At 44.6% G+C, this 13,437-nt stretch carries 20 protein-coding genes; 4 read left to right on the top strand and 16 right to left on the bottom strand.

Annotation, left to right across the window (positions count from 1 at the left end):
* Positions 1-431: 431 nt before the first annotated feature.
* From ACTJI7_RS03350 to ACTJI7_RS03365, 4 genes are all read right to left on the bottom strand, one after another.
* Positions 432-1,361: a hypothetical protein gene (locus ACTJI7_RS03350; protein WP_246949794.1), complete on the bottom strand. Its 930-nt coding sequence runs from the start codon at positions 1,359-1,361 to the stop codon at positions 432-434.
* A gap of 188 nt (positions 1,362-1,549) precedes the next feature.
* On the bottom strand, positions 1,550-2,011 hold the full coding sequence (locus ACTJI7_RS03355) for a lysis protein (RefSeq protein WP_032642684.1): 462 nt from the start codon (positions 2,009-2,011) through the stop codon (positions 1,550-1,552).
* Positions 2,008-2,544, bottom strand: a complete 537-nt coding sequence (locus ACTJI7_RS03360) for a lysozyme (protein WP_246949822.1) — start codon at positions 2,542-2,544, stop codon at positions 2,008-2,010. Before ACTJI7_RS03360 ends, ACTJI7_RS03355 begins: the two co-directional genes overlap by 4 nt.
* Entirely contained in the window at positions 2,544-2,759 is a 216-nt protein-coding gene (locus ACTJI7_RS03365) for a class II holin family protein (RefSeq protein ID WP_040017182.1), read from the bottom strand. Before ACTJI7_RS03365 ends, ACTJI7_RS03360 begins: the two co-directional genes overlap by 1 nt.
* A gap of 103 nt (positions 2,760-2,862) precedes the next feature.
* On the opposite strand from ACTJI7_RS03365, the gene ACTJI7_RS03370 reads away from it, so the two are divergent.
* Complete coding sequence (locus tag ACTJI7_RS03370; protein ID WP_246949797.1) at positions 2,863-3,453, top strand: hypothetical protein; 591 nt, start codon at positions 2,863-2,865, stop codon at positions 3,451-3,453.
* Positions 3,454-3,746: 293 nt separating this feature from the next.
* Here ACTJI7_RS03370 and ACTJI7_RS03375 read toward each other — a convergent pair whose 3' ends face one another.
* Genes ACTJI7_RS03375 through ACTJI7_RS03390 form a run of 4 tightly spaced genes read right to left on the bottom strand, consistent with a single transcriptional unit; the run spans position 3,747 to position 5,943 of the window.
* Positions 3,747-4,352, bottom strand: coding sequence for a hypothetical protein (locus tag ACTJI7_RS03375; protein WP_246949799.1), 606 nt, complete (start codon positions 4,350-4,352; stop codon positions 3,747-3,749).
* Between the two features lie 12 nt (positions 4,353-4,364).
* A complete protein-coding gene (locus ACTJI7_RS03380; RefSeq protein WP_213821750.1) occupies positions 4,365-5,384 on the bottom strand; it encodes a DUF968 domain-containing protein in 1,020 nt (339 codons plus the stop codon).
* A complete protein-coding gene (locus tag ACTJI7_RS03385) occupies positions 5,384-5,752 on the bottom strand; it encodes a RusA family crossover junction endodeoxyribonuclease (protein ID WP_246949801.1) in 369 nt (122 codons plus the stop codon). The genes ACTJI7_RS03380 and ACTJI7_RS03385 overlap by 1 nt, the downstream gene beginning before the upstream one ends.
* On the bottom strand, positions 5,743-5,943 hold the full coding sequence (locus ACTJI7_RS03390; protein WP_063162725.1) for a hypothetical protein: 201 nt from the start codon (positions 5,941-5,943) through the stop codon (positions 5,743-5,745). The genes ACTJI7_RS03385 and ACTJI7_RS03390 overlap by 10 nt, the downstream gene beginning before the upstream one ends.
* Positions 5,944-6,212: 269 nt before the next feature.
* Here ACTJI7_RS03390 and ACTJI7_RS03395 point away from each other — a divergent pair, with 269 nt between their 5' ends.
* Positions 6,213-7,151, top strand: coding sequence for a hypothetical protein (locus ACTJI7_RS03395; protein ID WP_246949803.1), 939 nt, complete (start codon positions 6,213-6,215; stop codon positions 7,149-7,151).
* Positions 7,152-7,531: 380 nt separating this feature from the next.
* Here the strand turns inward: ACTJI7_RS03395 and ACTJI7_RS03400 are convergent, their stop codons facing one another.
* Complete coding sequence (locus ACTJI7_RS03400; protein WP_338031139.1) at positions 7,532-7,654, bottom strand: DinI-like family protein; 123 nt, start codon at positions 7,652-7,654, stop codon at positions 7,532-7,534.
* On the bottom strand, positions 7,621-7,764 hold the full coding sequence (locus ACTJI7_RS03405; protein ID WP_316326011.1) for a hypothetical protein: 144 nt from the start codon (positions 7,762-7,764) through the stop codon (positions 7,621-7,623). The genes ACTJI7_RS03400 and ACTJI7_RS03405 overlap by 34 nt, the downstream gene beginning before the upstream one ends.
* Before the next feature lie 346 nt (positions 7,765-8,110).
* Between ACTJI7_RS03405 and ACTJI7_RS03410 the strand changes: the two genes are divergently transcribed.
* Positions 8,111-9,046: a DUF6896 domain-containing protein gene (locus tag ACTJI7_RS03410; RefSeq protein ID WP_246949804.1), complete on the top strand. Its 936-nt coding sequence runs from the start codon at positions 8,111-8,113 to the stop codon at positions 9,044-9,046.
* A gap of 664 nt (positions 9,047-9,710) precedes the next feature.
* On the opposite strand, the gene ACTJI7_RS03415 is transcribed toward ACTJI7_RS03410, so the two are convergent.
* The 6 genes from ACTJI7_RS03415 to ACTJI7_RS03440 are packed head-to-tail and all read right to left on the bottom strand — an operon-like array spanning position 9,711 to position 12,855.
* Positions 9,711-10,028, bottom strand: a complete 318-nt coding sequence (locus ACTJI7_RS03415) for a hypothetical protein (RefSeq protein ID WP_248249143.1) — start codon at positions 10,026-10,028, stop codon at positions 9,711-9,713.
* Positions 10,025-10,444, bottom strand: coding sequence for a PerC family transcriptional regulator (locus ACTJI7_RS03420; protein ID WP_179367408.1), 420 nt, complete (start codon positions 10,442-10,444; stop codon positions 10,025-10,027). Before ACTJI7_RS03420 ends, ACTJI7_RS03415 begins: the two co-directional genes overlap by 4 nt.
* A gap of 19 nt (positions 10,445-10,463) precedes the next feature.
* Positions 10,464-11,204, bottom strand: coding sequence for an ATP-binding protein (locus tag ACTJI7_RS03425; RefSeq protein ID WP_179367409.1), 741 nt, complete (start codon positions 11,202-11,204; stop codon positions 10,464-10,466).
* Positions 11,205-11,206: 2 nt separating this feature from the next.
* Positions 11,207-12,013, bottom strand: coding sequence for a DUF1376 domain-containing protein (locus ACTJI7_RS03430; RefSeq protein WP_246949810.1), 807 nt, complete (start codon positions 12,011-12,013; stop codon positions 11,207-11,209).
* Between the two features lie 54 nt (positions 12,014-12,067).
* Entirely contained in the window at positions 12,068-12,622 is a 555-nt protein-coding gene (locus ACTJI7_RS03435) for a toxin YdaT family protein (protein ID WP_045889188.1), read from the bottom strand.
* A gap of 2 nt (positions 12,623-12,624) precedes the next feature.
* Positions 12,625-12,855 carry a transcriptional regulator gene (locus ACTJI7_RS03440; RefSeq protein ID WP_072052375.1) on the bottom strand — a complete coding sequence of 77 codons (231 nt, stop codon included), beginning with the start codon at positions 12,853-12,855 and terminating at the stop codon, positions 12,625-12,627.
* 89 nt (positions 12,856-12,944) lie between these two features.
* Here ACTJI7_RS03440 and ACTJI7_RS03445 point away from each other — a divergent pair, with 89 nt between their 5' ends.
* The gene (locus ACTJI7_RS03445) at positions 12,945-13,382 is read left to right on the top strand and encodes a helix-turn-helix domain-containing protein (RefSeq protein ID WP_080934414.1); all 438 of its coding nucleotides are present in this window, start codon (positions 12,945-12,947) and stop codon (positions 13,380-13,382) included.
* Positions 13,383-13,437 lie beyond the last annotated feature (55 nt).

Genomic DNA, 13,437 nt, shown 5'->3' on the forward strand with positions numbered 1-13,437 from the left:
GATACTTAGCAAGAAGAAGAACGGAAAAGGCAAAATCCTGAAAATTTTCATAAATAGCGAGAACCTGCGAGGTCGCCGCCCCGTAACATATCAGATCGCCGGAAAGGACCCGTAAATGATAACAAATATCATTTACATAATGTGATTAGCTGCTAACCTATTTTCAAAATAGGTCAGCAGGGTATGGGTTCGCGTATCCGGCACAAAAAAAACCCAATTGAAAAGGTGTCTTAGGTATTGTTGACCGCATAACTTTTGAAAATGATTATAACCAAAATTAACGATTGCAACTCTCCACATATCCATTTTGAAAAAGCCTCCCTACATACATAAGGAAGTTTGCTTTCTTCATAAAACCTTATAGGAACGTAATTTAAAATCGTCCCACATTAAAAAAATGAACTTCCAATACATGGAGACATGATTTTTTTTTAAATTTGAGGGTCAATTTTTACCCTACTCCTTATATGTAGTGATAACTTTAGCACGCTTTTATAGAATGAATCTCGTATCAGAGTGTGGGTTATATTCCTTTGTTGCAATAACAATAAAAACTCTTCAGATGGGTATGGATCGACAATTATTAATTCAGGTGCTGAATCAAGTATTACATCCCATATGTGATTATCATGCTCAATGTATTTAACCCCAACAATTATTAACGTTCTAGTATTTGAGATAACGCCTGTATAATCCTTCCTCTTTGACTCAAGGTATTTTGGATTAATAACTACACGTTTCTCTTTATTATACATACACATTATCGGACTGAGATCCGAATTTTGGCGTGAATCACACCACTTTATGATTTCTTCATGGCTATTTAATGAACGTATCTGATTGGTTTCAATAAACGCACCACAACCAATAGATACATTACCCTCAAAGATAACATTAGGTGCTAATACCGGCACAAAATTAGCAGAGCCATGAACTTTCAAAACACTATAACTTTTCTCATTGGCATCTATACCATATGAAACTTTTTGAGCGCCAGACATAAGCATAGCATGCTCAATAAGTAAATCATAATTCAGTGTAATGACATTAACATGCTTCGCATACTCTCTCAGAGAACGAAATAGTCTTACATAAGCATTTTCATTGCTCGGTTTAAATGAGGACAAGTATTTTGCTATTTCCTTTTGAAGGGGGTTAATGACTCTACTGTCATTAGGTATGCTCAACATACCTTTTTCGAAACCGTGTAGTCTAAACTCCTGCTTTATATCATCCGGCAATTCAGCAAACGCGCCACCCAGTTCCACAAGTTTATCAAATAAATAATTTCCTAAAGGAGGAACAGGCTTATGTAACTCCGCACCAAAACTGGCACCGGCGCCAAATAGTAACGTTATCATTTTCTCATCCCCTTTTGACTTTGAAGATATCATTTTCTCACATTCATCATTGAACTTGCTTGCAAAATATAAGAAATCTTCTCGGTGAATAGATCTCTAGTCATGGCACGTTAACTGTCAATGACTGAGTATATTAGCAGGAAATCCATTAAGAGGAGAGAAAACATCAGAACGTAATGAGCTGTAACCTATTGAAGGCACTGCTGTCCTATGTAATTCTGCAGATAGTCTACCTGTTTGGTCACTGTTTCGATTCGTTCTCTGAGGGTGAAATAATCCCGTTCAGCGGTGTCAGTAAGTCGGGGGCCGGAAGCATCGCCCACGCCGCCGGTGCTGGTCGTTCCGTTCGCGGGGCATCTGGCGTTGACGTGCAGCCCACACTTGCCATCGCGAACACAACGCTGCATATCATCAAGCTGCTTTTTCGCATCGGACAATTCCTTCGTGTATTTGGCATCCAGCGCAGCGACATCACGCTGGCGGGTCTGCATGTCTTTGATGGTGGCATTCGCCAGGCTGAGATTTTCAGTGACTTTATCGCGCTGGTCTTTGTAGGTGAGGGCGTTATCGCGGTAGTGGTTAATCGCCCAGGCCATAGAAACCAGCAGGCAGATAACGAAAGCGCAGATAATTGCGGTTAATCGGCTCACTGATCTATCCCCCAACATGCCAGCGCGCTTTCCTGGTCGCGACGCTCAACCTGACCGTAACAACCGTTCTTCTGGCCCTTGGTCAGGCGACAATCCCGACCGCCGTCCTTAATCCACCAGCGAATTGCTTCGCATGCCCCTTTACGGTCACCTGCATTGATGCGCCTGTAGAAGGTCGATGGGAAGCATTTACCGGGACCAATGTTGTACGGGCAGAAGGATGCGATACCCACCTTTTGCGGCTCTGTTAGAGGCACTTTGATATTGCGATCAACCCAGGCTAATGCCTTATCGCGTTCAATAGCGTTAACCTTCCGGCATTGTTCCTCATTGGCCGTCATGCCTTTAACAACACGTCTGCCATCAATAACGGTAACGCCGTGACATAAAGACCAAACCCCACCCGGATCAACAACGGCCACCAGCGCATTGCCTTCTTTCTCGCTTATGAATTGGTCGAAAATGAGTGGAGCAGATGCACCCGACGCGATTAGCGCCAACACTGCTGCGCTGAGCTTTGATTTTTTCGACATCATTCACCCCGCGCAGCTTTGCGGCGATCCGCTTTGATTTGGAAGTACAGACTCGTTAACCAGGTCAGCAAACCAAACATGAGGCTACCGAGCACACCTATGGCCGCCCATTGAGATGGGGAGACTTTATCGAGGAGCTGAAGCAACCAGTATCCAGTCCCCCCTCCAGATGCTCCGTAAGCTATTCCCGTCGTAATTTTTTCCATTGGATACATACTCCACCTCCGTTCTGACGAGGCGTTTGGTGAAATAGCCAAGTAATTAGCTATATAATTAGATATATTACCCACACAGTGTCCCATGCATGGAGATTTCGATATGGCCGTTGTTAACCCGCTTGATAAGATAATTGATGATATTGAACAAACTAAGAATGATGGATACAAAAATTTAGACATTGAAAAAATGCTTATGTATCTCGAGAATTTAAAGCAAGAAAATGTTTATGACCATGATGTTCAGATGGAATTACTTAAGAGCAGCAATACAAGTCAAATTGAAATTGCCAAAATGAACCATGCTGCAAGCCTGGAGGCTTTTCGTTCAGTAATAACTGTCGGAGCAAATGCTGCCAGAGCGTTTATGATTATAAATGGCGGAGCAGCAATAGCTTTACTCGCTTTTTTAGGTAATGTTTGGAATAAAGATTCAAGTCCAGATGTATTGTCATCAATCTTAGGCTCACTTTTAATTTTCTGTATCGGCGTTCTGTGTTCCGGTGTTTGCTCAGGGTTTACTTATCTTGCGCAATATTGTTATGCAACTTCGGAATTAGGGTCAGATAGCAAATGGAAGATGGGAGGCGATGTTAACAATATCATCGCAATTGTGTCAGGAGTTTCTTCTTTGATTCTTTTTGGTGTTGGTGCTTATGTAACTTATGCCTCTATGGGTAATCAATTTGGTTGAAGCTGCCATCATTTTGGTTAATTAACTTTTTGCCTTTAATCTTACGTTTCAAATGGAATTATGCGACGACGCTAAGACAGGGGTACTAGTGCAATGCACCTTCACGAATACCCCTGTCGTATCGCCGTAAAGCAAAAGCCCCGACTGGCGGGGCTCTCGTTATATTCAAATTGTCGCTTAAATTCGCTGCCATCGCGGCGCAGCTCTGCCAAGCATGAATGAATTATCTAAATTCCTGGCTCATTTTCAATATACAAATAGAATTAGAGCACGAAAAGTTAAAACCCAATCATTCAACTCTGCCCAGCCATGAGTTTCCGCGTAGATAAAAAGACCTTCGCCCTGAATATCTCCAGGCACCAGCGAACTCGTTTTCTGGCCTCCCAATCCGTTAGCCACGGTGCGATAGACTGTAGTTCCCGCGTAATGTCTGAGATTTTTTTGCGTGTGGTGTAATACTGCAGACCGACGATATAAACCGGGTCATTTACATCAAGCGCCTGTAGCACTGACTGCTCGACAAAATCAACGTCATCATTTTGCATAGCTTCATCAATGATGCTGGTGGCGGGCTGTGGCCACAAAATGGCGTGAGCACGATTTAACGCCTGCGGCCCTCTGAATCCCTCTGCTCGAGCTTGTTCCAGTGCAGCTGTAAAGCGAGACAATGCCTTATCCGACCATCGCCCGCCCTTAAGAACATCCCAGCATGCATGAGCGCGAGGCAATCGTGGGGCTGTTCCACCGCTTACCCCCTCGCCCCATGTTGTCAGCAATGATTTAATCCATGCCGACTGAATACTTGTAAGAAGCATGCTTTTACCCAGCCAGCTTTTACGCGGCGCACTCGCTGCTTTACCCAGCGCTTCAATATGATTACGGCGTTGACGTGGTGTCATCCTGTTCGCTCCTTACGCCAGAACGCCGAGCGCGTAGGCCCGGTCCAGCACTCTAATGATCATTTCCAGCTGCGAGCCATATTTGCGCTCGAATGCCAGTCGGTCGTTATGCAGTTCGGTGTGATGCTTTCGGCAAAGTGGTATGGAGAAGATGTCATGCGCTTTTGTCGCCATGCCACCCTGCCCCCATCCGATTAAGTGATGTGGGTCGTCTGATTGCTGCTGGCAGCATTCACAGGGCTGTGTTTTCACCCAATTCAGATAATCGCGACTTTCCCAGCGAAGACGCTTTGGTCGACGCATGAAAGACTGAGGCGGCGCCGGATCCACCATCACCCCCACCAGAGGTTCGGTCAGCGCATCAGGCAGGTCAGCGGATGAAACTAATTCCCCGAGGATGCTGGTGGCCGATACTGAAGGCGTAATATCGCTTTCACGACCAATCCTGCTTTCTTGAGGTAAACGAAGCGCTTCACGAACGCAGGATTCTGGAAGTGCATCCGTAACCCCTTTACGAACTGCCCACCAGCAGAGTTCAGCGAGGGAAATCTCGCGGCTTTTGTCGATAGCGAGTGAAATACGAACCGAATCCAGAACAAAGGCAATTACATTTCTGCGTGCCAGCTCTGCCAGTGCTTCGGTACGCTGCTCTCGCAAGTGGTTATCACAATAGCCACAAAGCAGGATGGAGCCAGGCTCATGGTGCATAATGGTTAGTTCGTGATAGTGGTATTCACTGTGAGCGAACTGGCAATTTCCGGCGCCGTGCTTTAGCAACCAGTAATCAAGCCCACTTATACCACCAGCTGCAGTCAGGACCTTTTCATTCAGAAAGAAGCTTCGCAGCTGCTCGTTTTCAGCCAGTGGCTGCCGCGCGTCCGAAACGCGACCAGTTTGATATCCAGCCATACTTTCTGGCTGGCGCTCGATTAATACTCTACCTGCGGTGAACAACTCCATCAGCTCTCTTCCTGGCTTCAAAAGTACGACACCCAGCTCCCGTGCAATCACAGGTTGAAGAAGCGCACGCATCACTCGCTCTCCCTGATAATGATCTGCCCGTTCTCGCCCCAGAGCTTTGTTATCCTTGAATCCCATATATGCGTGTCGTCTTCGAAGAGCGCATCCATCAAAGACTTCATCAGGTTATCAAGATCGGGTTTACCCTGATGGGGCTGCCCGTTCATCTCTGCGCGCTTCTTTTTGCTCCAGCTCTTAGGCATCGGAAGAACGAAGGTAACGTGTGTATTTGACTCTGGCATGTAAATGCCCAGCAGCCGGACGTGATCGCAAAAGGCCCGGTAACGCATAACTTCAGGGCGCTTTTTCCATTTGTCTGCACGCGTCATGCGTGGCTTACCAATCGGAAGGATGTTGTAGACGGTCACGATCACCCCCATGCCCGGGAACGCATACTTTGCTGCGTCTTAGGTGCGGATTTTTGCTGCGGTAGAAGTGCGCTGACTATCCAAAGGCGAGGGTCAATATCGAGACTCTTCTCGACAGGAACACCTTTAGACTTATAGCGCGCCACCAGCTCATTGGCTTCTTCGGTTGTCAGCCCGGTGTGAGTGAACCAGCTTTTCTTCATGCCGCCTCCTGCAGGAGTGACATCAAAAGAAAATTGCTGGCCCTTTGAGGGGTCAGTAAGGGTTCATTCTGGTTTGATTTTTGCGCCATGGTTTCTCTCCAGTGGCGCAGCAGGCTAGGTTGTTCAGACCTTTAAAGAGATTAACACGGTTTACTAAGTTATGTTATACCTACTCAAGCATCTTTCTTGAGATGAGTCGGAGTAGTATGCTTGATAGCGATTATCACCCCTTATCTATCATAATCGGAATGCCTACCAAGGAATGTGACATGTTGGAGTTTATTCGCGACCTCTTCGCTTCTTTTCGACAAACTTCTATTGAGAGAGTAAAAAGCCCTTTTTTAGGGGTGTTTGTTTTTTCTTGGATTGCATTTAATTGGCCAATGCTTGCCATTTTATTTTTCAGTAAAAAAGAAATTGAATCTAGAATTGAATTTATAAATTCTAACTTTGAAATAGGCTCATACTTGCTTGCACCTCTTTGCACCTCTGTTTTAATAGCTTTCTTATTACCACAAATAAATAAATTAATTACTAAAATCCAAGACAAGCCCAATTCTGAAACAATTGAACTAACTCTATCATCAAAAATCAGAGTAGCAGAATTGCAACAATCAATAGCAGAAATTGAAGCAAGAAAAAAATTAGCTGATAAAAAAGAAGAAAGATTTATTGAGGAAAGCATAGAGTCAATAAAAAATGAGAATAGCAAATTAAACGACCAAGTCTTATCATATGAGGTTGAAGTTAAAGATCTTCAGGCTAGGTTGAGTGACAGTAAGGCGGAGGAAAATAGCCTGCGAACATTACTTCGCTCAGAAAAAGAGTCTGTTGCGCAGAGTGAAAATGTTCGCAAGCAACTTTCAGATATAAACCTAAATTTAAACTCAACCATAAAGGAACTTGAACAGAGTATCGAGCACGCAAAAAGTGACATCAAAATTCTTACCAAAGACGTATCTGAACTTCGCATTGAGAAAGAAGCACTAGTTAAGAAAAATGAAAACTTAAGTGACCAATTAACAACACTAGCTCATGAATACCAAGGTATTTTTGAAATTAGTATAGTTGATAACATTCCACATGTAGAACTGACGAAAAGGGCAAAGAGGGGCTTACATAACATCAATAACTCAATGCTTTATGGTACTCTTGATGAGATAGTAACCAATAAACTGCCGATTGTTGAACATAATAATAAAGATTGAGTTTGAATAACAATGTTTGGGAGTGATATAAATTTCAATTCAGATACATTTACTTTCTGCGCCATCACTTAAGTGAGGGCGCAGTCCGTTGCTATGAATACTAGCTCAATGATACCCACTTTTTGCTATTCGATAACCAGCCCGCTCAAGCATCTGCGTAAAGAGTGTCGGTGTTCCTACCATCTCATCATCTTGTAACGGCATGAACGACACCTCGTCGCCTCGTCGGTACATGAGTGCGCGCCCACTGTCAGGAAATGAGTGCAGTCTCGCAACAATAACCCCATCGTGGCATCTAATAACCGCGTAGCCCTTACTAGGTAATTCTTTTATCCGTTTCAACACTATCCCTCCACACTGGAAAGTCATTGCATGCTGTATCAATAAAACCAGTTGTCTGCACTTTCCCAAGTCTTCTGGATGATTTCATCAACCATCTGCTCAGCTTCTTTCTCACCACCGTAAACATTTAACCAATTGGAGCCTGCACGGCGTATGACCAGGCTGCACTCAGCGAACTGATTCTGGAGCCGTTTAACAGTTCTTTTTCCAGTGTCGGAACCACGCTCTGAGGAAGTTCTTGAGCAAGATCAATGGGTAATTCTATTTTCATCGTTGTCTCCACTGCGATACCTGTATATCCACACAGTACATCGCAAGATTGTTTTGATCAACGCTTTAACCGCACGAAATGGTAAACAAAAAGGATCTAATCAAAAAATAACCACATCAAGAACCACATGAAAAATAATATATATCAATAATTTGATTCATTTCGCGACGATACTGATAAACATGTATACTTGTCGCGATCTTAAGGCAAAGTGGTAAACTACTTGTTCGTCCGGGACACATAGTATTCTTTTTAAAGAAACCAGAAGTGAGTGTGAGCTGTGAATGTAAACCTCTATCATTTGATTATAGACTTTCAAAGCCATGTTGAGGACGCTCTAAAACTAATGTATCGCTCCGGTATTCAAATGCCGTCCTCTTGCAATGAATGGATTGATTATGACATTCCATTTTCAGGTGAGTTAACAGATGGTGTGAAATATTTTAAACATGGTGCTGGATGTCGAGTAGATTTAAACTCTGGAACTGTTGATTTTGATTTCGGTGAACATGGTGAGATAGGTGGATTTAACTCTTGGTGGTTAACTGCATTTGCAGGTAGTAGATTACCCATATATGGCTTTAGTAATTATAATGATGTAGATGATCACTTAAAGCAAGAATTAGAAAAAGGACATTTATCGCCTTTGAATCAAGGTCTGTATTACATTGCTAACGCTCCATTAAAATATGCTTTAGATATAGACGCTCGCGCCCCTGAGGATAAACTTCCTAGCCGTAATCAAGATCATGTTTTAACACTGCATATTCATTATTTCGAAACGGCTGAACTTATGTTGCGAAATTACAATAAACTCAAACAAAAAATGAAAAAAAATGGATCATTAATTCATCGCGATGAATTTGACATGCGAGTTTATCTTTTTACTTGGTTAGGTTTCTTAGGTGTGGTCTGCGAGGGCTTTCGTAACCTAAACATGCGAATCTTATTGGCTAAAGAGCGCCCCAATGAATTTAAAGAACTTATATCAATTTCAGACAAAATTGGAAAGTTGATGAAAGAAAATTCGAATTCACTCAGAATTTTTAGAAATAATGTTTTTCATCTCAGAGAAAACACAGAATCCGTGCGTCAATTTTTTGATGCAGAAGTTAATCGTATACAATGGGCAAAAGACTTACACGCGGCACTTTCTGATTTCTTTTCGAATTATCGAGTCTTTTGTGAAGTACATTATTTAGTTAACGGGCGGAATGGCGAGAGTGATTTTATAAGAGAGAAATTAAAGCGCCAGAAGAAATCAAATTTAAAATTACGCTGAGGAGCTTATATTATTGCGGAAGAAAAACGATATATTCTTCTCCAATTTTCTCAACAGGGTATGAAAATTTATTTTCGAACATACCGAAATTATCTTTAGAAAAATAACCAAAATACCCTTGCGAATCAGCGGTATCAGGGAGTTAAAAGCAATCGCAACTTATTTCTTCATTACCTTTTTTGAATGTTACTTTTCTCATTGTCATAAATTGCGTCCTATGGAAGCTAAATTGATAGCATTCGATACAATTAATTTTTAAGTTATGGCCTCGCATAACGAGGCCATTGATTTGGTGTGGGTTAGGAGGCTACTCCCGGCGACTGTTAAAGGCTTACGGCTGATAGTGTTCCTTGGGTTTATCGGTTACTGATGATGTTCCCACAGCGCCGCACCGCACACAGCTAGGATGAACACAAGTGTTCCACAGTTTTTTTTCATATTCACATCCTCAATGTTGAAAAAGCTAATGATCAGACGGTTAAGCCAATCACCGATCGTTACTAAGGATGAGAACACACCTAAAACCAGTGCCCAAGTACCACTAACAGGAGCTCCGTAAGTCTCGAACTCTTGATTAAGTATATTGATACCAAAATAATATCTCTTTCTCAATAGAGTTTTGCGACTGTTTAATGCCGGATGCCACCAGCATTTAGAGGTTGGTTTATGCGCGAGTGCTCCCAATAACTTTGTGGATCTGATAATCCCGCCAGTTCTGGCGGCAAACTTCGGTGATACCGGACTTCTTGCGAACCACCGGTGATGGCTTAATGCATGTTTCCCCGCCTGGCTGCATCACGTACACCGGGTGGTGTCGCTGACCGATGTTCTTCGCGGCGCCAGCAGAAACGAGATGCTCCAGTAGGCGACAGGCCTTTTTGCTGTCGCAGCCCAGCAACTGGCGAACTTGCCGCGGGGTGATCTCGCCACCGTGCTGAATGGCGCGAATGATTGTCCAGAGGTTATTGCTCGCCATAGTCATACCCTCCCCGCCAGGCGCAGACAGTCTTTACGGCGCTTGGCAATACGGGCTACTTCAACAGCGCTACCGGCGATACCAAACATGTCCGAATATACTGCTGCTGCTCTTCGCCAAAGCCCCCTCTCCTCTAGCTCCTTCGCTTTCTGCTCGGCAGCCTGCATCCTGACCGGATCACTTTTTTCAACCATGCACGGGAGGATTACGTCTGGAATATCCGCGTGAGGTACCGCCCTGTATGTGTACTGAACGCTGTCACGCGAGCGAATAATCACGCCTTCGTCACTGAGTTCGCGCAGCAGCCTTCCGGCTGTACCTCCAGCCATGTCCAGCGCTTCGGAAACTTCGCCAACGGCGCAGTTGGGTTGGTAGCGCACAAATACCGCCACCTGCTCTTTTTGTGTTAATGCTTTAGTCATTGGTCAATACTCGATTTGATTACTTAACAACCCGTAAATGGGTTACGTTTTTGCGATAACTTCCCCAGGCAAAGTTAACCCAGAGACCGTTATCCATGGTTAAGCGGTCCATTACCCGCTCACCAAGAGTCTTAGATAATTCATCAAAATTCAGGTTAGTCAGGATGCCCACTGGTTTCATCGCCGCCATACGACGATCAATAATTTGATTGAGTAGAACCCATTCGTTTCGCGTTTCTCTTTGGACGCCGACTTCATCAAGAACCAGTAAATCTACTTTGCAAAGGTCATCCAGCAGCGCGGACTCTGATTGCCCCTCGTCATAGCACTTACGAGCGCGCAACATCAGGTCAGGTACTGTAACCACCAGAACGGAGTGATCACGTTGCAACAGGTAATTACTGATTGCTGCAGCAAGATGATTTTTCCCCGTCCCGCAGCTCCCACTGAAAATGAAACTAGTGAAACCAGACCCGAAGTTATGGGCATAGCTCTTTGCCATGGTGAGAGCATGCTTTTGCCCGTCGTTGCTGACCTGATAATTCGAGAAAGTGCACCCCTTATGCAGATCGCATATCCCTGAACGCCCAAATATCTTCTCCGCTCGCGCCCGCTGATTTAGTTTTTCCAGCTCTACTGCACGCTTCCGGCCTTCTTCCTGCTGCCAAGCCATCAATTCCTGACTGCTGGTAAACTTCGGCTGGATACCTGCAGGCATGATATTGCGGAGACGACCAAGCAAATCGTGCGTCGATTTCATAGTTACCCCCTGAATCCCGGTGGGATCTCAGTGTCTGGTTGTGAAATGCCAAAGCCTGCCTGACGGCGAGAAGATGTCCCAGAAGTTGAGGTTTTGGCTCGGGATGTTTTCAGGCTCGAGGCGAAAGTCTGTTCCCACTGCAGGTGGTGTTTTACCTTCCCTTCGCACTTCCAGTAATCGCGGAACTGCTGAAGTTCCACTGGGGTATAACCAGGGCGGTCACCGAGATTAATTCCCCACTGTGCGGCTTGCCCGACAAAGTCATCACTCGGCATCCAGTCATCGGTAATCGGGAATTTACCGATTGGTGGCAAAAATGATTCTTGCGCGCTTAACTCTCTCTCTTGTTTCTCTTTTAGATCTGTATCTATATCTGTATCTGTATTTTTATTAGTTGATTTGCCGTTACTGTTCTGTTCAAACGGAGCATTAACACCCGTTGAACGCTCGTTACTGTTTTGTTGGGTGTTTGCTCTTTTTTTGGTCTTTCTGGCCTGTGCGGATGCTTTACCTGCGGCAGACTTTTGACTGATTGAATTTTTTACAGCCTCCAGATCCCGCTCAATTCTCTCCTGTACCCATTCGGTGCCAGTATCGTTAAAAAACTCTTTCAACGATGGTTCAACGGCATCCCAACGGTCGTTACTTAGCCGTGCTATTTTCGAAAGACGGTTTTTGGGGATCGGGCGACCTGTTTGCCAATAATTGAACATCAGCAGCAGGTATGCGCCATGCTCTTCTGTAGACAGATGCATGGTGTCCGCCAGGTAATCAGCAATGTACAGTTGCATGTAAGGCAGAGCTGCCATGGTTACTCCCTTGTCCGGTTTCCCGGCTCGTAATGGTTATTGCTCAAAACTCGATTAAAAAAATTGCGGCGCTACGGCGCTGATGCTCGCCAGTAGTGGTCCCGCCGCGTCAGCGGGTAACATATTGAACAAAGCGATTGCCGCTTCACGAATCTCTTTTTCAAGCTTTTGAAGGGGGGCGCCAAGTAACTTAGCCTGATGCGCCTCACTGCATTCTTTGATTGCGCTCGCCACCAACTCGGCTTCCGTTCTGGCGTTACTGAGCCCATGCTTCCTTGCTATCTCAATAGGCATAGCTGCGACGATTGCGCCCGACAGTTGCATGACGTAAGCGGTGTATTTTTCCGAGCCAGCTTCGTTTCTCAGATATCGGAATAAATTCTGCTTGTTCACCGCGATACCGCGGCCCCCTTCCTTCACCCACTGGTCAGCCACCAGCTGAGCGATTTTTTCCTGTGCCTGGCCGGGCAAAGTAGATTCCCACTCCCGCACTGCAGCCTGTATTGAACGTTGCTTAAAGTTATCTCGCCGATGCGCCATAAACTGATTTTGAGTTTTCAACGGTCCGGCCAGACGTTGGTTATGATGTTGATATGTGGCTGACTGCATGATTAAGCCTCCTTCTGAGGTAAACCATCTGTGGCGTTGGGGTAGAGGTCTGGACGTAATTCATGCGGGGTGACTTCCCAATCTAAAACTCTGCATGCGTTTAAAACCTCTGTGCTTGCTACCTGAGTACGAAACCAGACAGATACAGTCTGCGAGTTTTTTCCTAAGCGGCGAGCCAGCTCTGATTGGCTGCCACATAGTGAAATAATTTTTTGTTGAATGTGTTCTTTCATGCTTCCTCCCAATTTATGAATCACATAATTGATAAATAATTTGTCAGTGTCAATAAAATTAATCAATCACATCTGATAAGAAAGTTTGTATGCTTGCTTATGGGTTTGATTTGGATACGAACATGAATTTCGAAGAAAGACTGTTACGGGCTCTTGATGAAGCCGGGATATCTCAATCTGAGCTGGGCCGCAGAGTGGGGGTAAACTCACAAACGGTTAGTAACTGGTGCAATACAGGTAATTTTCCTCGCAAGGAAAAGTTGGCGTTATTCCCGGAAGCATTAGGTAAACCACTGTATTGGTTCTTTTTATCTGATGAAGAAGAGGCGCATCTTAAGGCAACCAGCGAAAGCAAAACGGTATTGAACGAGAAACAAGCTGCGTTGTTGGAAGTTTTTGATCAGTTACCTGAAGTTGAACAAACCAGGTTCATACAGCTGGCCAGCGAACGCCTCGAAGAACTCGATAAATTTATGGCTGAATTCCTCAGCAAAAGGAAGATTGAGCCCGCTCCCACCAAAGACTAATAGAGAACATTCGAAAGGCCGCATATAGCGGCTTTTTTTTCGTCCCTAACATCTC

The organism is Enterobacter sp. 22499, assembly GCF_052044815.1.
Taxonomy (GTDB): domain Bacteria; phylum Pseudomonadota; class Gammaproteobacteria; order Enterobacterales; family Enterobacteriaceae; genus Enterobacter; species Enterobacter bugandensis.